Here is an 18,500-nt window from a genome sequence, read left to right on the forward strand (position 1 = left end):
TCACAGCCCCCACACGATGAAGGTCAGCAGATTGTGGCCCGCGTAGAACGCCACCAGGGCGAGCAGCAGCAGCTGCGGGTGGCGGTCCACGAAGTTCATGGCCTGCGGCACCTGCTGGCGCAGCTCGGCGGGCGTGATGGCGTCGATGTGGTCGATGCGCACCTGCGCTTCTCTGGCGCGTTGCAGCACCATGTCCTGGGCGCGCGGGCCGAACAGGCGGCTGGGGACGGCGAGCATCCGGCGGTCCGCCGGGTCCATGACGTACACGCCGTCGTACAGGGTGTCGGGGGCGTCGAGCATCTCCCCGGCGCTGGTGCCGCGGGAGATGTCCCGCACCGCGATCACGCGGCCCACCTGCTGCCAGGTGGCGGTGCGGGGGGTGCGCAGGAGACTGCGCAGGGTGAAGCCCTCCTCGTCGACCTGCAACCAGGCGGTCAGCACGCGCAGCGTCACCGCGGTGGCCAGCACCGCCACGATCACCCACAGCACCAGGGGGAGGGTGAAGAGGGCGTCGCGGAAAAGGGCCTCGTCACGCCACAGTCGCTGGCCCACGAAGCTAATGATCACGAGGAACTCGAGGACCACCACGAACACGAGGGCGGTCACGAGCGTGCCGATCACGACGGAGGCCGGGGGCCCGAAGGTTCGGGTCGGGCGATCGTCGTGGACCCTGGGCTCGGCCGGGCCGGATGTGCTGGCCACCTACGCTCCTCGGGACTCGACATCTGAACACGGACATCCTAGTGGGAGCCCGATGCGCAACGGGCGAGCCAGGTGCTCCTGGCCCGCCCGTTGCTGCGATCTGACCGTGAGGTCAGTCTTCCTCGTCGTCCTTCTTCTCGATGACGAGGGTCTCGGTGGTCAGCACCAGACCGGCGATCGAGGCGGCGTTGCGCAGCGCGGAACGGGTCACCTTGACCGGGTCGATAATCCCGGCGGCGGCGAGGTCCACGTACTCGCCGGTGGCGGCGTTCAGGCCGGTGCCCACCGGGGACTCCTTGACCTTCTCCACCACGACGTAGCCCTCGTGGCCCGCGTTCTCGGCGATCCAGCGCAGCGGCTCGACGACCGCACGGGCCACGGCGCGCACGCCCACGGCCTCGTCGCCCTCAAGGCCGAGGTCGCTCTCGAGCACGGAGGAGGCCTGGACGATGGCGGAGCCGCCACCGGCCACGATGCCCTCGGCGATGGCAGCGCGGGTCGCGGAGACCGCGTCCTCGATGCGCATCTTCTTCTCCTTGAGCTCGACCTCCGTGTGCGCGCCCACCTTGATGACGGACACGCCGCCGGAGAGCTTCGCGAGACGCTCCTGGAGCTTCTCGCGGTCCCAGTCGGAGTCGGTGTTCTCGATCTCGCCGCGGATCTGGGCGACACGATCGGCCACGGCCTCATCGTCACCGGCCCCACCCACGATGGTGGTGGAGTCCTTGGTGATGACCACGCGACCGGCGTGACCGAGCACCTCGGTGCCGACGGTCTTGAGGTCCAGGCCGAGATCGGCCGTGACCACCTGGGCGCCGGTGAGCACCGCGATGTCCTGCAGCATGGCCTTGCGGCGGTCGCCGAAGGCCGGGGCCTTGACGGCCGCGCCCTTGAAGGCGCCGCGGACCTTGTTCACGACCAGCGTGGACAGGGCCTCGCCGTCGACGTCCTCGGCGATGATGAACAGCGGCTTGCCGCCCTCGACGACCTTCTCCAGCAGCGGGAGAATGTCCCCCACTGCGGAGATCTTCGACTGCACCAGCAGCACCTGCGCGTCCTCCAGGACGGTCTCCTGGCGGTCGGCGTCGGTGATGAAGTGCGGGGAGATGTAGCCCTTGTCGAACTGCATGCCCTCGGTGAAGTCGAGCTCCATCGCGGTGGTGGAGGACTCCTCCACCGTGATGACGCCGTCCTTGCCGACCTTGTCGAACGCCTCGGCGAGCAGCTCGCCGATCTCGCGGTCCTGGCTGGAGACGGCCGCGACGTTCGCGATCTGCTCCTTGGTGTCCACGTCGGTGGCGATCTCGCCGAGCTTCTCGGAGAGGGCCTCGACGGCCTTCTCGATGCCGCGCTTGAGGGCCGCGGGAGCGGCGCCGGAGGCGACGTTGCGCAGGCCCTCGTGGACGAGCGCCTGGGCGAGGACGGTGGCGGTGGTGGTGCCATCGCCGGCCACGTCGTTGGTCTTGGTCGCGACCTCCTTGGTGAGCTGCGCACCGAGGTTCTCGTAGGGATCCTCGAGCTCGACCTCACGGGCGATGGTCACGCCGTCGTTGGTGATGGTGGGGGCGCCCCACTTCTTGTCGAGGACGACGTTGCGGCCCTTGGGGCCCAGCGTCACCTTGACGGTGTTCGCGAGCTTGTCGACGCCGCGCTCCAGTGCGCGCCGCGCCTCCTCGTCGTAGATGATCTCCTTGGCCATGGGGTCTCCGCTCAGTGCTCGACGATTGCGAGGATGTCACGGGAGCCGAGGACCAGGTACTCCTCGTTGCCGTACTTCAGCTCGGTGCCGCCGTACTTGGAGAAGACGACCTTGTCGCCGACCTTGACGTCCATGGGGATGCGCTCGCCCTTGTCGTCGAAACGACCGGCGCCGACCGCGACGACCTCGCCCTCCTGGGGCTTCTCCTTCGCGGTGTCCGGGATGACCAGGCCGGAGGCGGTGGTCTGCTCCGCCTCGAGCGGCTTGATGACGACACGGTCCTCGAGGGGCTTGATGGAGACCGACATGCGGCTCACTCCTTCTTGAGATGACTCTGCTTGAGTTCGGGTGGCGGGATCGGGGTCCGATCGTCGTCGCGGGTCCGACCGGGAGGATCCCTGACGGCAGGCTCTGGCACTCTCGGCCGTCGACTGCCAACGCGCTCACTCTAGGCCCCGCGCTGGCACTCGTGCAAGGCGAGTGCTAAGCGCTCGGCGAACGGCTCGCGCCCCTCAGCGCCCGGCCGCCTGCAGGATCTGCGCCACCTGCTGTTCCTCGAAGCGGTAGACCGGTTCGAAGACATCGCGCTGGGCGTCACCCGCGTTCGGCAGCACGGAGCTCCAGATCCGCGGGGCGCCCGCCCCGAGCTCCACGATGCTCGCGCCGGACAGGGCCAGGGCCTGCTCGCTCTCCCCCGCTCCCAGCGGATCCACGACGTTCGTGATCCCCGGGGCGACATGCACCGGGATGCCCGCGACCTGTCCGTCCATCGCGTGGTGGTAGTGGCCGGACAGCACGATGCGTACATCGGAGCCCTCGAGCACCGCAGCGAGCTCATCCCGGCCATCCAGCTCGAGGCCGGCCAGCAGCGGTGTCGCGGCTGGAAGCGGCGGATGGTGGATCACCAGCACCGTCCCCGCGGCGGCGGGCTCGGCGAGAACGGCGCGCAGCCACTGCAGCTGCTCGGTCTCGAGATGGCCGTACCCGGCCCCCGGCACGCTCGAATCGAGCACCACCACGCGACCGCCGCCGGACAGCTGCACCACCCGGTCCTGGCTCTCGGCACGCTGCTCCCCCGGGGCGATCGTCTGGCCGTACACGGTGGAGACGTCATGGTTGCCCATGGCGACCACGAGCGGGGCCCCGAGCTGCTGGGCGAAGGGGTCCAGGAGCTCGTGCAGCAGCGCGTAGCTCTTGGCGCTGCCATCCTCGGAGGCATCGCCCGCGTGGACCACGAGGTCGATGTCCTGCAGGGGCGCAAGATGCGCGAGCAGTCCGCGCAGCGCCGCGGCAGTGTCGATGCGGTCGTAGTGACGGGCGTTCGGATCGCCGTACAGGTGGGTGTCGGTCAGGTGGAGGATGCGCATGATCGCACCGTAGCGGTGGCGTGTGGCCGATAAGTGAACAGCCGCGTCGGCGCGGTGATTGATCCGTGTGCGCGGACGCTCCGGGCCCCTCAGCCCAGCGCCCCCACCCATTCCTCCTCGCCGTCCGTGAAGCGCTGATGCTTCCAGATCGGCAGGCGACGCTTGACCGTGTCCACAAGGTCATCGCAGGCGGCGAAGGCCTGTTTGCGGTGCGGAGCGGAGACCGCGCAGGCCAGGGCGGACTCCCCGATCGCGAGCGGCCCCACCCGGTGGGTGAGCGCCACGAGCACGTCGGGGTAGCGCTCGGCGATCTCTGCGGCGACCTCGCGGGCGACCGCCGAGGCGCTCGGATGGGAGCTGTATTCGAGGCGTTCGACGTCCTTGCCGCCGTCGTGGTCGCGCACCACCCCGTCGAAGGTGACGACCGCGCCGCAGCGCGGATCGGCGACGGCCGCGGCCATCACGGCGATGCTCACCGGCTCCTCGGTCACCGCGGCGTGCCGCACCCGCTGGTCGGCAGTCCCCATCGCGGGATCGCCCGGCACCCGCAGCTGCGCGATGTCTCCGCCGAAGGGCGTGGGCCCGGTGGTCATTCGTGTCCCCCGCCGTCGCGCTGCTCGAGCAGGTGGTCCAGGATCGGATCAAGCACCGTGATGCCGTCCTTCACCCCGCCGCGAGAACCCGGCAGGTTCACCACGAAGCTGCGGCCCGCCATCCCGGCGAGGCCGCGGCTGAGCACAGCGGCCGGAGACTTCTCAGAGCCGATGCGCCGCACCGCCTCCAGCACGCCGGGCATCTCGCGCTCGATCAGCGGGGCGGTCTGCTCGGGGGTGACGTCGGTGGGGCTGATGCCGGTGCCGCCCGAGGAGATCACCACATCGATCTCGCGGCTGATCGCCGTGGCGAGCGCGGCACCGACCTCGGGGCCATCGGGCACAACCTGGTGCTCGACGGGGTCCAGGCCGCGCTCGGTCAGCCACTGCACGAGCAGCGGGCCGGTGCGGTCCTCATAGGTGCCGTCGGCGGCGCGGGTCGAGGCGATCAGCACCAGGGCGCTGCCGCGCAGGGTCGGGGCGGGGGCTCCTTCCTCGCGGGCGGTGCAGTCGGCGTCGCTGCGCTGGGCGGGCATGTGTTTCATCGGTCCTCCTCCGAGGAGTTCGTCCGGGCGGCCTCGCGCTGCTCGCGCGTCCAGTCCCCGCTCTTGCCGCCGGATTTCGCCATGACGGCGATGTCCTCGATGCGGGCCAGCGGGTCCACGGCCTTGATCATGTCGAACAGGGTCAGCGCGGTGACGCTCACCGCGGTCAGAGCCTCCATCTCCACGCCGGTGACGCCGCGGGTGCGCACGCGCGCGATGATCTCCACGCGGTGCCCGGCGGGGTGCAGGTCCACCTCGATGCCGCCGAGTGGCAGCGGATGGCACAGGGGGATGAGGTCGCTCGTGCGCTTGGCACCCATGATCCCGGCCAGGCGGGCGGTGGCGAGCGCCTCCCCCTTGGGCAGGTCACCGGTCGCGATGCGGTCCACCACATCGGCGCGGGTGCGCAGGATTCCGCGGGCGCGGGCCTCGCGGGAGGTGACGTTCTTGGCGGTCACATCGACCATATGGGCGGAGCCGTCGGGGCGCACATGGCTGAGCTCGGTGCCGTGCTCTGAGTGGGGGTGTGAGGGCGAGGGGTTCGGCTGGTCCATCAGCGTTCTCCTTCCGGCAGCAGGATCGTCTCCACCAGGTCTTCGTGGTGCAGGGCGTCCACCCCGACGGGGACCCGGACCAGGGCGGTGGCACCGGCCAGGGCTCCCAGCAGATGCGAGGAGGGCCCGCCGGCCAGGCGCACGTGACCGCTGGGCAGTACGCGAGCGCGGCGATACTGCTCAAGATGGGCGGGTGAGGGCTCGGGGCGCGCGGGGTCATCGAGCTGCAGGGGCAGGCGGAGGCGCTGGCGGGGGGTGGCGCCGAGGGCGGGGCGCAGCAGCAGCTCGACGGACAGCAGCGCGGAGACCGGGTTGCCGGGCAGTGCGACCCAGGCGATGTCTCCCGCCGCGGGATCGGCCAGGTCGCGGTCCAGGGTGCCGATGCCCTGCGGTCCGCCCGGTTGCATCGCGACCTTCGGGAACACCAGGCGCACCCCGGGCAGCTCGGCGGCCTGGCGCACCGGTTCGAAGGCACCGGCGGAGACACCGCCGGAGGTGACCACGGCCTGTGCCTGCGCGTGGCGGCGGATCAGGTCCACCAGCCGCGGCGCATCATCACCCACCTGCTCGACGTTCACCACCTCGGCCCCCAGGGCACGCAGTGCCGCAGCGATCCCGGGCCCATTGGCATCGAAGGCCGCGCCACGGGGCAGCTGCGCTCCCGGCTGCGGGGTGGCGAGCTCACTGCCGGTGGAGACCACGAGCACGCGCAGCGGATCGCGGGCCTCAACGCTGGCGACGCCGCAGGCGGCGAGATGGGCGATGCGCGCCGCGGACAGGGCCGTGCCCTCACGGGCGATGACATCCCCGGCGCGGGTGTCCGAGCCGGCGCGGCGCACGAATCGGCCAGCCTGCGCGGCACCGGACGGCAGGGTCACCGTGGTCGCGGTGAAGTCCTGCTCGGCGGTGTCCTCGATCGGGATCACCTGGTCGGCGCCGGTGGGCACGGGGGCGCCGGTCATGATCGGGCGCGCCTGCCCGGGCTCGAGGGTCCCCGGCGCATCCCCGGCGGCGATCGGCGGCCCGACGGGCAGGGTCACCGGCTGGGCCGGGGTGAGGTCCGCACAGCGCACGGCATAGCCGTCCATCTGGGAGTTGTCGGCGGACGGCACGTCGACGACCGCGCGCACATCGGCGGCGATCACCACCCCGGGGCGCAGGTCCTCAAGCGCCACCCGCCGACGGGTCGCGCGGTGCGCGAGCAGGGCGTGAACGTCCTGCTGATGCTCCTGCACGGGGACGCGGGCGGGGGTGTCGGAGCTCATCTGCCCAGTATCTCCCACTGCCCCTATGCTGGATGGACGTCCGATGAGCGCTGGAGGTGAGCGATGGCATCCCCGGTTCCCCTGGGCATCCCGATGCCGCGGCGCACGGACCCGCTGTCTCCGCACCTGCCCGATACGAGCGACCGCCCCGCTGTGCCCGGTCTGCTGGACACCTTCGCACGCACCGCCACCGATCTGCGCGTCTCCCTGACCGACTTCTGCAATCTGCGCTGCACCTACTGCATGCCCGAATCCGGGATGGAGTTTTTGAAGAAGCAGCAGCTGCTGTCCGTCGAGGAGATCGTGCGCCTGGTGCGCGTGGGCGTGGAGCAGCTGGGCATCCAGCAGGTGCGCTTCACCGGCGGTGAGCCGCTGACCCGCGCGGACCTCGACGAGATCATCGCGGGAGTCGCCGCGCTCACCCCGCGCCCCGAGATCTCCCTGACCACGAATGCGATCGGCCTGGAGGTGCGGGCGGCGAAGCTCGCCCGGGCAGGGCTGGACCGCATCAACGTGTCGCTGGACTCCGTGGTCTCGGAGACCTTCGAGCGGATCACCCGTCGGCCCCTGCTGCACCGAGTGCTCGAGGGCATCGAGGGGGCGCGGGAGGCAGGTCTGGATCCGATCAAGATCAACGCCGTGCTGATGCCGGGGATCAACGATCATGAGCTGCCGGATCTGCTGGCCTGGTGCCTGGAGCGGGACCTGCAGCTGCGCGTGATTGAGCAGATGCCGCTGGATGCGGGCCGCACCTGGGAGCGCACCGCCATGGTCACCGCGGCGGATGTGCACCAGATGCTCGCTCCGCACTACCTCCTCACCCCCAGCGAGGAGCCGCGCGAGGGCGCGCCCGCGGAGAAGTTCCAGGTGCGCTCCCGCGCCGCCGGGCCCGACTCCCCGGTGCTAGGGACGCTGGGGATCATCGCCTCAGTGACCCGCCCGTTCTGCGCCGACTGCCGCCGCACCCGGCTGACCGCCGAGGGCAGCGTGCGCACCTGCCTGTTCTCCACCTCGGAGACCGGGCTGCGCGATGCCCTGCGCGCCGGAGCATCCGATGAGGACCTGGCCCGGATCTGGCGGGCCGCGCACTGGGGCAAGGCCGCCGGTCACGGCATGGACCGCCCCGACTTCACCCAGCCCGAGCGCCCCATGAGCGCTATCGGCGGCTGAGACCGCACCCAGGAGGACCGACATGACCCAGACGCCTGCCGCAGCCCCCGAGACCACCGCCCCCCAGACCGCCCCGGCCCCCACCACTGCGCCGCTGATCAGCGTGCACCTGTTCGCCGCCGCCGCCGCGGAGCTCGGCACCGCACAGACCCAGGTCACCGGCGCCACGGTCCAGGGGGCCCTGGAGAACCTGCTGGAGGGCGCGAGCGATCGTGCCCGCCAGGTGGTCGAGCGCTCCTCGCTGCTGCTGAACGCGGTCTCCTGCACCGACCGCGAGCGGGAGCTTGCCGACGGGGACCGCCTAGACGTGCTGCCGCCGTTTGCGGGCGGCTGAGCCCCGGGATGCGACCGGACGCCTGCCGGGCAGCGCCCTGGCCTGTGGGTCAGTCGGCGCCCGCCGCAACCAACGCCGGATACCCATCGGCCACGGACAGCACCTCGATCCCGACCCCGGCCAGCATCTTCTGCGCGGCGGCCGACCGTTTCCCGGCGGCGCAGTAGAGGATCGCCCCGGCCAGCTCCTGCTGCGCGGCGGGATCTTCGGTGATCTCTCCCAGCGGCAGATGCCGCGCCCCGGCCACCATGCCCCCGGCGACCTCCTCCGCCTCGCGCACATCCACCAGCAAGGCGCCATCCCGCTGCCGTTTGAGGGCTTCCCGCGCGCTGATCTCCCGTGCGTCCCCGGCATCCGCCCCGGGTAGCCCGCAGGTGAGCGTCAGGTCCTCAAGCTCGGTCACTGGTGCACGGGAGGGATCTCGCCGCACCGGCAGCTGCGCCCAGGTCATGGTGAGAGCGTCGAACAGGGCGATCCTGCCGCGCAGGTCCTCCCCCACCCCGGTGAGGACCTTGACCGCTTCGAGCGCCATGGTGGAGCCGATGACGCCGCACAGCATGCCCAGCACCCCGGCTTCTGCGCAGGAGGGCACCTCGCCGGGTCGTGGCGGGACGGGGTGGACATCGCGGTAGGTGACGCCGCTGCCACCAGCGGCATCGAACACGGAGACCTGCCCGGCATAGGCCAGGATCGAACCCCACACGAGCGGCACATCGAGGATCTCGCAGGCGTCGGAGACCAGGTAGCGGGTGGGGAAGTTGTCGGTGCCGTCCAGCACCAGGTCATGGCCCGCGATGATGTCCAGGGCGTTGTCCACCGTCAGCGTCTGCGTGAGCGGCGTGACGTGGACCGCAGGGTCCAGGGCGCGCATCCGCCGGGCCGCGGACTCCGCTTTCGGCTCGCCGATCTCCGCGGTGGCGTGGATGACCTGACGGTGCAAGTTCGACTCGTCCACCCGGTCGGCGTCGAGGACGGTCAGGTGCCCCACGCCGACCCCGGTGAGGTAGGACAGCACCGGGGCGCCCAGGCCGCCCGCTCCGACCACGAGCACCCGGGCGTCTCGCAGGCGCCGCTGCTCGGCGGGACCGAAGCCGGGCAGGCGCAGCTGGCGGGCATGACGGGGGCTGAGGTCGGGATCGATCGTGGTCACAGATCCATTCTCCCACCCGGTCGCAGGTCGGGGATCAGCGCGCCGGGTCCACACGACGAGGCGCGGCGCGGGGGCTCCTCCCTCGCGCCGCGCTCGGTGATGCTCAGCTGAGCTGCGCGCCGATCAGCCGTTCAGCTTGTCGGAGTCGGCCATGTAGCCGATGTTCTTCCAGTCCGGGGTCTGGAAGCCGAACGCGCCGAAGTTGGCCAGGTCGTCGTGCTGGATCATGAAGGTGTAGCCCTGCCACAGCGGCAGCACACCGGCCAGATCCCACAGGCGCACGTCGATCTCGTTGATCAGATCCAGGCGGGCCTGCGGGTCGGTCTCAACGGCGGCCTGCTCGATGAGCTTGTCCGTCTCCTCATCGCCGATCTTGCCGAAGTTCTGCTCGCCGCCGGTCTTCCAGATCGCATCGCCCGAGGACAGGAAGGGCGTGCCGTTCCAGCCGAACAGGGTGATGTCGAAGTCGCCGGGAATGACGTACTTGGAGAACAGGTCGGTGGGCGGCACGGTGCGCACGTCCATCTTGATGCCGATCTCCTTGAGCGCCTCCTGCACCACGGGGGCGACGGCCTCGTTGGTCTTCGAGCCCTCGTTGTAGGTGTAGGTGATGGCCAGCTCCTTGCCATCCTTGGTGGCCCACTCGCCGGAGACGTCGTAGCCGGCCTCCTCGAGCTTCGCCTTGGCGCCCTCGAGGTCCTGCTCGCCGAGCTCGCCGGCGTTGGCCACGTAGCCCTCCTGATTGGCCATCAGCAGGTGGTTGTCCAGACGGCCCGCGCCCTCGGGGTAGGGCATCACGGCGTTGACGGACTGGAAGATCTCCTCGCGATCCATCGCCATGAAGAACGCCTGCCGCACGAGCTTGTCCTCGAGCGGGCGGCCAGCGGCGCCGTTGAGGGTCAGGTGGGTCCAGTTCGGGCCGGCGGCGGTGCGCAGGGTCGCCCCCTGGCCCACCATCGGCTCGAGCACCGTGTAGGTGGCGGGCACGGAGGTCTCGATCGAGTCCAGCTGGCCGTTCTGGAAGGAGGTCGCGGCCGCGGCCGGGTCCTCGATGGTGGTGAACAGGATCTGCTCCAGCAGCGGCTTCTCGCCCCACCAGTTCTCATCCGGCACCACGGTGACGGTCTTGTTGTTGGCGTCGATCTTGCCGATCTTGAAGGGACCGGCGGTCACGCCGGGCTCCTTCGTCCAGCCCTCGTTGAAGGTCTCGGGGGACTCGGCCAGCTCATCCGGCATGGCGGAGATCAGGCCCATCCAGTCCGCGTACGGCTCCGCGAAGGTGATGACGGCGGTGAGCTCATCATCGCCCTGCTCGACGGACTCGACCTTGCTGTAGCCCTCGGAGGAGGCGATGGCGTACTCGTCGTCCTTGCCGCTCATGACGTCGAAGACGTTCTTGACGGACTTCCAGTCCAGCGCGGTGCCGTCGGACCACTTCATGTCCGGGTTCAGCTTGACCTCGACGACCTGCGGGTCCTCGCCGGTCAGCTCCACGCTCTGGGTGTAGTCGGGGTTCGCGGAGACCACGCCGGCGGCGTCGGAGATGACCAGCAGCGGCTGCATGGTCTCGGAGATCCTGATCGTGTTGGCCTCGTTGCCGTCCGAGCTGAAGGTGTTCCAGTTCGCGGGGAAAGCGTTGTTGGTCAGGCGCAGCACGCCACCCTCGCCGAGGGCGCTGCGCTCCTGGGCGTTGATGTCGTTGGCGTCCGAGGCGATCGACTCGCCGCCGCCGTCGCTGCCGCCGGAGCCGCCCCCGTTGCCGCCGTCGGCCTCATCGGCGCGCGTGCAGGCGGCGAGGACGAGCAGGGAGGTCGCCGCGGAGGCGCCGAGGACAGAGCGTCGGGTGAAACGCATGGAGTGTTCCTCCTAATCGAGCGCTGGGTGCGGGTCCCAGCAGGTCAGAGTTTCGCCGCGATGTCCGTGAAGTGACAGGCCGCAGCGTGAGCCGCTTCCGCTCCGCCATGGAGCTGAGGTAGCTCGGAGGAGCACCGGGTGCGCTGCTCCTCGGACAGGAGATCCCGATACACGGGGCAGCGCCCCGCGAAACGGCATCCACTGGGGATGTTGTCGGGAGAGGGAACGTCACCGGCGAGGATGATCCGCGCCCGAGACTTCTCGACCTCCGGATCCGGCACCGGCACCGCGGAGAGCAGGGCCTTGGTATACGGATGCTGGGGGCTCTCGAAGACTGCACGGGTGTCTCCGATCTCCACGATCTTGCCTAGGTACATTACTGCGATGCGGTCCGAGATGTGGCTCACGACCGACAGATCATGGGACACGAATAGATAACTAAGTCCCAGGCGATTCTTGAGGTCATCGAGCAGATTGATAACGCCGGCCTGGATCGAGACGTCGAGCGCGGAGACCGGCTCGTCCAGCACGATGAGCTTGGGCTCGCAGGCCAGCGCCCGGGCGATGCCCACGCGCTGACGCTGCCCGCCGGAGAACTCCGTGGGGTAGCGCGAGGCCTGCTCGGGCAGCAGCCCGACGGTGCGCAGCAGCCAGTCCACCCGCTCGTCCATCTTCTCGGCCGAGTAGCCCTGCACGCGCATCGGCTCGCGCAGGATGTCGCCGATGGGCAGGCGGGGGTCCAGGGACGCCATCGGGTCCTGGAACACGATCGCCACCTCGGAGCGCATGGCGGCGCGCTGCTTGCGATTCAGCGATGAGGTGTCCAGTCCCCCGATCTCGATCGTGCCGCTCTGCGGCTTCTGCAGCTGCATGACCTCGAGGATGGTCGTGGACTTGCCGGAGCCGGACTCTCCCACCAGTGCAAGGCATTCCCCCTGGCGGATCTCCAGATCCACCTCATCGACCGCCCGGACCTCCCCCAGCTTGCGCTTGACCAGCACGCCCTTGGAGATCGGGAAGGTGCGCAGCAGGCCGTCGGTGCGGAGCGCTACCTCCCGCTGCTCGCGCGGCAGCGTCACCTCGGGGTCGGCGATCTGGGGGCGCGGGTAGATGTCCAGGCTCTCGGCGAGCTGATCCGCGTGATGGCAGGCGGCCAGGTGATCCTCCGCGGCCTGCGGGGCCGGGAGCAGCTCGGGATCCTCACGCTGGCAGCGCGTGGTGGCGATCGGGCAGCGCGGCGCGAAGGGGCAGCCGTCGGGCAGCGCGACCAGGGAGGGCGGGCTGCCCTTGACGGAGATCAGCGGCTCCTTGACGGCCACATCGGCGCGCGGCACGGAGGAGAGCAGGCCGACGGTGTAGGGCATGCGGGGCCGGGTGAAGACCTCATGCGCGGTGCCGCTCTCCACAGCCTCGCCGGCGTACATCACGAGCACCCGGTCGGCGAAGCCCGCCACGACGCCGAGGTCGTGGGTGATGAGGATGGTCGCGGCGCCGGTCATCTCCTGCGCCGTCTTGAGCAGCTCCATCACCTGCGCCTGGATCGTCACATCCAGCGCCGTGGTGGGCTCATCGGCGATGATCAGGTCCGGCTCGTTGGCGATCGCGATGGCGATCATGGCGCGCTGCCGCATGCCGCCGGAGTACTCGTGCGGGTACTGCCCGGCGCGACGCGCCGGGTTGGGGATCCCCACGGCCTCCAGCAACTCGATCGCGCGCTCATTGGCCTGGGCGCGGCTGACCTCGGGGTGGTGAATGCGCACCACCTCGGCGATCTGCTGGCCGACGGTGTACACCGGGGTCAGGGCGGACAGCGGGTCCTGGAACACCATGGAGATGCGGCCGCCGCGCAGATCCGAGAGCTGCTTGTCGTTCATCGCCAGCAGGTTCTCGCCGTCGAAGTGAATCTCACCGCTGACGCGGGCGGAACCGGGCAGCAGGCCCATCACCGCCAGGGAGCTGACGGACTTTCCCGAGCCGGACTCGCCGACGATCGCGAGCGCTTCGCCGCGGTGGACGTCATAGCTGAGGGAGCGCACGGCACGGACGATGCCGGCCTCCGAGGGGAAGGAGACGCTGAGGTCCCGGACGGAGAGCAGAGGAGTGGTCATCGGATACCTCAGAGGCGGCTGGAGCCGCTGGTCGGGTCGAGGGCGTCGCGCAGCGCTTCGCCCATCAGATTGATCGAGATCACGAGGATGCCCAGCACCAGGGCGGGCCACACCCACGTGTGCGGGAACGCGATGTTGTACTCGCTGAGCACCTTCCCCAGCGACACCAGCGGGTACTGGATGCCGAAGCCGATGAAGGACAGGCCGGTCTCACCGAGGATCGCCGCGGAGACGCCGAGGGTGGTGTCGATGATGATCCAGCTGGCGACGTTCGGCAGGACGTGCCGCCAGGTGTTCACCACGGGGTTCACGCCCATGAAGCGCGCGGCCTGCACATAGTCGGTGCGCACCAGCTGCTGGGTCATCGCACGCAGCACACGGGCGGCAAGCATCCAGCTGAACAGGGCCAGCAGTGGGATCAGCACCAGCCAGCGCAGCTCGAAGGTGGTGCCCAGCAGGCTGTTCAGTCCGCCCTGACGCTCAGCCAGCCACTGCTGCAGCGGCGTGGAGAACAGCATCAGCAGCAGCAGGGAGGGGATCACCAGGAACAGGTTGATGAGGTTGACGATCGTGATGTCGATGAACGATCCCAGGCGGCCGCGTCCGATCATCCATCCCGAGATCGTCCCCACGATGACGGCGATGATCATGGTGAGCACCGCGGTGCCCAGGCCGATGATGATCGAGATCCGCAGTCCCTGCATGGTGCGGGCGAAGACGTCGTGCCCGAACTCGTTGACCCCGAACCAGTGGTACTGGCTGGGCTCGCTGAGCACATTGCGCAGGTCCGTCTCATTGGGCGTGTAGTGGTAGAACATCGGCGCGAAGATCGCCAGCAGCACCAGGGTGCCGAAGCCGATCATGCCCACCCAGGCGCCCGGGTTGCGCAGGAAGCGGCGGCGCAGCAGCTGGCTGCGGCTCATGGTGACGATGCGCTCCGGCGCTTCGGCGTCCAGCTCCGCGTCCACCAGGGCGTCATCGACGTAGGCGTCGTCGGCGCCGGGGCTGTGGGCGGACTCCATCGCCAGGGCGTCCGGGCGGTGCTCCTTCAGCTCGCCGGCCTCGACGGGGTCCTTCATATTGGGGGTCGAAGAGGTCACGGGATCACCGGATCCTGGGGTCGAGAGCGCCCTGCAGGATGTCTGCGAGGGTGGCGGAGAACAGGGTGAGGATCGCGCCGTACAGGGCGACGGCAGCGGTGCCGTTGACGTCGGCGATCTGGATGGCCTGCACGGAGTAGCGGCCGATCCCGTTCCAGTTGAACATCAGCTCCACGAACAGGGAGCCGCCGAAGGCCGAGCCGACCGCGAAGGCGAGGTACTGGCCCATGGGGATCAGTGCCATGCGCAGGCCGTGGCGGCGCATCGCGCCCAGGCGCGACAGTCCCTTGGCGCGCGCGGTGCGCAGATAGTCCGAGCCGAGCACGTCCAGCGTGGTGACTTTCATGTACCGCGAGTACGAGGCCATGCCGAACAGGGCCAGCACGATCGTGGGCATCACGAGGGCCTGCGCCTGGTAGACGATCGAGTCCCAGCTACCCTCCTCGAGCAGCGGATTGATCGGGTTCAGCGCCGGAAGCTTGAAGCCGGTGACGTTGCCGACGATCTCGTTGATCTGCTGCACCACGAGGATCACCACGACCGTGGGCAGGGAGAGGATGGTGAAGGACAGCAGGGTGATGGCGCGGTCGCTCAGGCTGTGGCGGCGCACGGCGGAGAAGGCGCCGACGATGATCCCGAGGATCACGCCGATCGAGGTGCCCAGGATGATCAGCCGCAGCGAGATGGGCACGCGCACCTTCATCTCGTCGAGCACCGGGTTCATCACCTTGTTGGTGCCGGTGGTGACGCCGAGGTCTCCGCGCACGACGCCGCCGAGCCAGGTGGCGTAGCGCTCCATCAGCGGGGTGTCAGGGTTGACGTTGCGCGCATTGAGGTACAGCTGCGCGGTCGCTTCCGGCACGGGCTCCGTGGCCTGCGGCGGGTAGAGCACCTCTTCGGGGTGCAGCAGGCCCGCGGCCAAGAGGTATGCCCCGCTGGTGGCGATGAACGTCAGGACGAGATACGTCAGGAACCGCAGCGTGATGAACCTAGCCACGATCCCTCCCGAGCGCCGATGCCAATAGTCCAGTCCTTCCGTGGGGGCGTGCGCGCACAACGGTGCCGCGCACGAGGTCAGTTCGTCACTGTACCGGCTGATGTGGCCTGGTCCACCCGCGGGCCCTCGTAGAGTGAGACCGTGACCGTTCTGTATTGGATTGCCCTGCTAGCGGGGATCGTGCTGGCCGTGCTGGCCTGCGACCTGCTGGGGCGACGCGGGATCGGTCAGTGGCCGGTGGGTCTGGCGGTGCTGGCTCTCGCCCTGCTGGGCGGGCTGCTGTACTCGGCGACCGTGGTGTCCTTCGCGCTCGGCACGGGACTGGGGTACCTGGCAGTGGTGGGCGCAGGCTTCGTGCGCAGCGTCAGCGCCCACCGTCGCGCACGCCGCAGCGAACGGGAACGGGCCGCGCAGATCCGACGACGCCAGCTGGAGCTATGAACCCCGCCAGCATCGCGCCGCAGGCTCAGGCCAGCAGATCCACCACGGGCACCGGGTCCTCGGGCGCCCGGTCGCGCTCGAGCAGGATCAGCACCTCTGCGGTGCCGTAGGGCATCAGCCGCGCACCGGGCACCACATGAACCCCGTCGGGGCCGAGGCGTCCGGGCAGCACCCGCAGATGCGGGACCCGGCCGCGCCACGTGGGCAGCTGTCCGCGCAGCGGCAGGCGTAGCAGCTCCCGCTCCCCCTCCAGCAGCGGCCGCACGAACAGGTGGAACCCGGCCAGGGCGCCGACGGGGGTGCCCGGCAGGTGCACCAGCGGCGTCGCCTCCCCCGGCGCTGCGTCGGACGGAAGGCAGCCCCAGCCCTGGGGGCCGCCGGGCTTGAGATCCAGGTGCGCGAAGCGGCTGCTGCCCTCCAGCGCGGACTTGACCACGTCATAGGCGCCGTGGCCGATGCCGCCGGTAGTCACCACGAGGTCGGCGTCGCGTGCTGCGGCCTTCAGCACGGCCCGGAAGTCCGCGACATCGTCGCTGCTGCGGTGGATGCTGGCAGCGCAGCCCAGGGCATCCAGCTGGGCGGCGAGCATCAGCGAGTTCGACTCCCGCACCGCCCCCGAGTCCGCGGCGATCATCTCGCCGCTGAGCAGCTCATTGCCCGTGACCACGACCGCCACCCGCCACGGCTCGCGCACCGGCAGGCTCCGGATCCCGAGCGTGGTCGCCAGTCCCACGAGCGCCGCACCCACCCGCTGCCCCGCCGGGGCCAGCAGCGCCCCGTCGGCCACCTCCTCACCGGCCGCCCGCACATGTCGGCCCACCTCGAGAGCGGCCACGTCGATCCGCACCTGCGCGGGGGCGGGGCCGACGGGGCGGGCATCGGTGCGCTCGACCGGCACCACGGCATCGGCCCCCTGGGGGACGGGGGCACCGGTCATGATGCGGGCGGCGGTGCCGGGCCGCAGCGTGCGCACGCCCGCCGTCGAGGCGGGGATATCGCCGTCGACCGGCACCGTCACCTGCTCCGGCCGGGCCTCACCGCCGGTGGGCAGCTGCGCGAGCAGCGCTGCAGCATGCACCGCGAAGCCGTCCATCGCAGCGACCGGCAGCGCGGGAATCGGCTCCGGAGAGTGCAGATCCGCGGCCAGACGCAGACCGCGGGCCTGGCGCGGGGGCAGCGGCGCGACGGGGCGGGGCCGGGGGGTGAGGGCGTCCAGCAGCTCGGCGCGCCAGGTCCATGCGTCCATCCCTCGATCCTAGGCGGCAGCCCTCGATCCACGGCGGCAGCGCGAGGACCGCTGCGCAGCGGACGCTGCGGGGACCGGGCAGACTCTGCCATGATCGACGGATGCGCGAGACCATGCTGGAGCCGGTACTCACCCCTGATGGCTGGGCCCTGCTGAACTCGCTGCCGCCCTACCGGGAGCAGGATTCCCTCGCGCGAGCCACGGCGCTGCGGCGGGCCGGGCACAGCCCAGAGCTGGTCTCCGCGGTGATGACGCAGTCGCGGCTGCGGGCACGGGCGCAGGAGAAGTTCGGGGAGTTCGCCGGGCGCATGCTGTTCACGCAGGCCGGGCTCGAGCAGGCCACCCGGCTGCCGGTGGCGGCGCTGCACGCCCGCCGGTTCCAGCAGGCCCAGGTCACCTCGGTCGCCGATCTGGGCTGCGGCATCGGCGGAGATGCGATGGCGCTGGCGGGCCTGGGCCTCACGGTCCGGGCGGTGGATCGCGACCCGGCGACGGTGGCGGTCGCGACGGTGAACCTGCGGCCGTTCCCGAGCGCGAGTGTGCACCTGGGGCGCGCCGAGGGGCACGACCCCACCGACACCGAGGCGGTGTGGCTGGATCCGGCGCGACGGGCCCCGCAGCGCGGGCGCGACCGTCGGCTCCACGATCCCGAGGAGTACCAGCCGCCGCTGAGCGCGGTGCTGGATCTCGCGCGGCGCCTGGGGCGCGGCACGCAGGATGGACCGCTGGGCGCGAAGCTGGGCCCGGGGATCGACCGCATGGCGCTGCCGGATGATGCCGAGGTGCAGTGGCTGTCCTTCCACGGCCAGGTGCTCGAGGCGACGCTGTGGACCGGGCCGCTCGCCCGCCCGGGGGTGCGCTCGAGCGCCCTGGTGATCGGACGGGACGGGGCGCGGCAGATGGATCTGGGGAGCGAGGAGGCCGGGAACCCCGGGGATCCGGTGCCGGGCCCGGTGGGAGATCACCTGTATGAGCCCGACGGGGCGGTGATCCGCGCGGGCCTCATCGGCACCCTCGCCCAGCAGCTTCAGGCCCGCACCCTGGACCCCTCGATCGCGCATCTCACCGGCGACCGTCTGGTGCACACTCCCTTCGCCGCCGGGTACACGGTGCGTGATGTGCTGCCCTTTGGGATGAAGCGCCTGGCCTCGTACCTGCGCGAGCACCGCATCGGGGTGCTGGAGATCAAGAAGCGCGGCACCGCGGTGGAGCCCGAGCAGCTGCGCCGCTCCCTGCGGCCCCGCCGTTTCGGGGAGGAGCAGGCCACCCTGATCCTCACCCGCATCGCCGGGGAGCAGTCGGTGATCATCACCTCCCCGCATCCGCGGCCGTCCAGCCCCGCTGCCCCGGAGCCCGCCGCATGAAGGGATCAGCC

18 protein-coding genes are annotated in these 18,500 nt (G+C 70.5%); 4 read left to right on the forward strand and 14 right to left on the reverse strand.

The window, feature by feature from the left end:
• The 8 genes from CJ197_RS07395 to glp form a co-directional block, all read right to left on the reverse strand.
• On the reverse strand, positions 1-702 hold the full coding sequence (locus CJ197_RS07395; RefSeq protein WP_102236106.1) for a hypothetical protein: 702 nt from the start codon (positions 700-702) through the stop codon (positions 1-3).
• 112 nt (positions 703-814) lie between these two features.
• Positions 815-2,401: a chaperonin GroEL gene (gene groL / locus CJ197_RS07400; protein ID WP_102236107.1), complete on the reverse strand. Its 1,587-nt coding sequence runs from the start codon at positions 2,399-2,401 to the stop codon at positions 815-817.
• A gap of 11 nt (positions 2,402-2,412) precedes the next feature.
• Positions 2,413-2,709 (reverse strand): co-chaperone GroES, encoded by a 297-nt coding sequence (groES, locus tag CJ197_RS07405; RefSeq protein WP_102236108.1) that lies wholly within the window; start codon positions 2,707-2,709, stop codon positions 2,413-2,415.
• A gap of 204 nt (positions 2,710-2,913) precedes the next feature.
• Positions 2,914-3,768 (reverse strand): metallophosphoesterase, encoded by an 855-nt coding sequence (locus CJ197_RS07410; RefSeq protein WP_102236109.1) that lies wholly within the window; start codon positions 3,766-3,768, stop codon positions 2,914-2,916.
• Between the two features lie 89 nt (positions 3,769-3,857).
• Positions 3,858-4,295: a molybdenum cofactor biosynthesis protein MoaE gene (locus CJ197_RS07415; protein ID WP_102236227.1), complete on the reverse strand. Its 438-nt coding sequence runs from the start codon at positions 4,293-4,295 to the stop codon at positions 3,858-3,860.
• Positions 4,296-4,357: 62 nt separating this feature from the next.
• A complete protein-coding gene (locus CJ197_RS07420) occupies positions 4,358-4,906 on the reverse strand; it encodes a molybdenum cofactor biosynthesis protein B (protein WP_102236110.1) in 549 nt (182 codons plus the stop codon).
• Positions 4,903-5,460, reverse strand: a complete 558-nt coding sequence (gene moaC, locus CJ197_RS07425; RefSeq protein ID WP_102236111.1) for a cyclic pyranopterin monophosphate synthase MoaC — start codon at positions 5,458-5,460, stop codon at positions 4,903-4,905. Before moaC ends, CJ197_RS07420 begins: the two co-directional genes overlap by 4 nt.
• Positions 5,460-6,725 carry a gephyrin-like molybdotransferase Glp gene (gene glp, locus CJ197_RS07430; protein WP_102236112.1) on the reverse strand — a complete coding sequence of 422 codons (1,266 nt, stop codon included), beginning with the start codon at positions 6,723-6,725 and terminating at the stop codon, positions 5,460-5,462. The genes moaC and glp overlap by 1 nt, the downstream gene beginning before the upstream one ends.
• Before the next feature lie 63 nt (positions 6,726-6,788).
• Here glp and moaA point away from each other — a divergent pair, with 63 nt between their 5' ends.
• Together moaA and CJ197_RS07440 are read left to right on the forward strand one after the other, a co-directional pair.
• Entirely contained in the window at positions 6,789-7,895 is a 1,107-nt protein-coding gene (gene moaA / locus CJ197_RS07435) for a GTP 3',8-cyclase MoaA (protein ID WP_102236113.1), read from the forward strand.
• A 22-nt stretch (positions 7,896-7,917) separates the two neighbouring features.
• Positions 7,918-8,229, forward strand: coding sequence for a MoaD/ThiS family protein (locus CJ197_RS07440; protein ID WP_102236114.1), 312 nt, complete (start codon positions 7,918-7,920; stop codon positions 8,227-8,229).
• Between the two features lie 49 nt (positions 8,230-8,278).
• Here CJ197_RS07440 and CJ197_RS07445 read toward each other — a convergent pair whose 3' ends face one another.
• From CJ197_RS07445 to CJ197_RS07465, 5 genes are all read right to left on the reverse strand, one after another.
• Positions 8,279-9,379, reverse strand: a complete 1,101-nt coding sequence (locus tag CJ197_RS07445) for a ThiF family adenylyltransferase (RefSeq protein ID WP_233190719.1) — start codon at positions 9,377-9,379, stop codon at positions 8,279-8,281.
• Positions 9,380-9,502: 123 nt separating this feature from the next.
• Entirely contained in the window at positions 9,503-11,233 is a 1,731-nt protein-coding gene (locus tag CJ197_RS07450; protein WP_102236115.1) for an ABC transporter family substrate-binding protein, read from the reverse strand.
• A 44-nt stretch (positions 11,234-11,277) separates the two neighbouring features.
• Positions 11,278-13,341, reverse strand: coding sequence for an ABC transporter ATP-binding protein (locus CJ197_RS07455; RefSeq protein WP_102236116.1), 2,064 nt, complete (start codon positions 13,339-13,341; stop codon positions 11,278-11,280).
• Positions 13,342-13,349: 8 nt separating this feature from the next.
• Positions 13,350-14,441 (reverse strand): ABC transporter permease, encoded by a 1,092-nt coding sequence (locus CJ197_RS07460; RefSeq protein ID WP_233190721.1) that lies wholly within the window; start codon positions 14,439-14,441, stop codon positions 13,350-13,352.
• A gap of 4 nt (positions 14,442-14,445) precedes the next feature.
• Positions 14,446-15,438, reverse strand: a complete 993-nt coding sequence (locus CJ197_RS07465) for an ABC transporter permease (protein WP_233190723.1) — start codon at positions 15,436-15,438, stop codon at positions 14,446-14,448.
• A gap of 141 nt (positions 15,439-15,579) precedes the next feature.
• On the opposite strand from CJ197_RS07465, the gene CJ197_RS07470 reads away from it, so the two are divergent.
• Positions 15,580-15,879, forward strand: coding sequence for a hypothetical protein (locus CJ197_RS07470; protein ID WP_102236117.1), 300 nt, complete (start codon positions 15,580-15,582; stop codon positions 15,877-15,879).
• Between the two features lie 25 nt (positions 15,880-15,904).
• Here the strand turns inward: CJ197_RS07470 and CJ197_RS07475 are convergent, their stop codons facing one another.
• On the reverse strand, positions 15,905-17,125 hold the full coding sequence (locus CJ197_RS07475; RefSeq protein WP_102236118.1) for a molybdopterin molybdotransferase MoeA: 1,221 nt from the start codon (positions 17,123-17,125) through the stop codon (positions 15,905-15,907).
• 101 nt (positions 17,126-17,226) lie between these two features.
• Here CJ197_RS07475 and CJ197_RS07480 point away from each other — a divergent pair, with 101 nt between their 5' ends.
• On the forward strand, positions 17,227-18,489 hold the full coding sequence (locus tag CJ197_RS07480; RefSeq protein WP_102236119.1) for a class I SAM-dependent methyltransferase: 1,263 nt from the start codon (positions 17,227-17,229) through the stop codon (positions 18,487-18,489).
• Positions 18,490-18,500: the final 11 nt, after the last annotated feature.

The sequence above is a fragment of the Brachybacterium sp. UMB0905 genome, assembly GCF_002871795.1.
In the GTDB taxonomy this organism is placed as follows: Bacteria; Actinomycetota; Actinomycetes; order Actinomycetales; family Dermabacteraceae; genus Brachybacterium.

Bases quoted from the DNA above. Each gene is read 5' to 3' on its own strand.
- groL (WP_102236107.1), bottom strand. From the start codon at position 2,401: ATGGCCAAGGAGATCATCTACGACGAGGAGGCGCGGCGCGCACTGGAG.
- groES (WP_102236108.1), bottom strand. From the start codon at position 2,709: ATGTCGGTCTCCATCAAGCCCCTCGAGGACCGTGTCGTCATCAAGCCG.
- CJ197_RS07410 (WP_102236109.1), bottom strand. From the start codon at position 3,768: ATGCGCATCCTCCACCTGACCGACACCCACCTGTACGGCGATCCGAAC.
- CJ197_RS07415 (WP_102236227.1), bottom strand. From the start codon at position 4,295: ATGGGGACTGCCGACCAGCGGGTGCGGCACGCCGCGGTGACCGAGGAG.
- CJ197_RS07420 (WP_102236110.1), bottom strand. From the start codon at position 4,906: ATGAAACACATGCCCGCCCAGCGCAGCGACGCCGACTGCACCGCCCGC.
- moaC (WP_102236111.1), bottom strand. From the start codon at position 5,460: ATGGACCAGCCGAACCCCTCGCCCTCACACCCCCACTCAGAGCACGGC.
- glp (WP_102236112.1), bottom strand. From the start codon at position 6,725: ATGAGCTCCGACACCCCCGCCCGCGTCCCCGTGCAGGAGCATCAGCAG.
- moaA (WP_102236113.1), top strand. From the start codon at position 6,789: ATGGCATCCCCGGTTCCCCTGGGCATCCCGATGCCGCGGCGCACGGAC.
- CJ197_RS07440 (WP_102236114.1), top strand. From the start codon at position 7,918: ATGACCCAGACGCCTGCCGCAGCCCCCGAGACCACCGCCCCCCAGACC.
- CJ197_RS07450 (WP_102236115.1), bottom strand. From the start codon at position 11,233: ATGCGTTTCACCCGACGCTCTGTCCTCGGCGCCTCCGCGGCGACCTCC.
- CJ197_RS07455 (WP_102236116.1), bottom strand. From the start codon at position 13,341: ATGACCACTCCTCTGCTCTCCGTCCGGGACCTCAGCGTCTCCTTCCCC.
- CJ197_RS07475 (WP_102236118.1), bottom strand. From the start codon at position 17,125: ATGGACGCATGGACCTGGCGCGCCGAGCTGCTGGACGCCCTCACCCCC.
- CJ197_RS07480 (WP_102236119.1), top strand. From the start codon at position 17,227: ATGCGCGAGACCATGCTGGAGCCGGTACTCACCCCTGATGGCTGGGCC.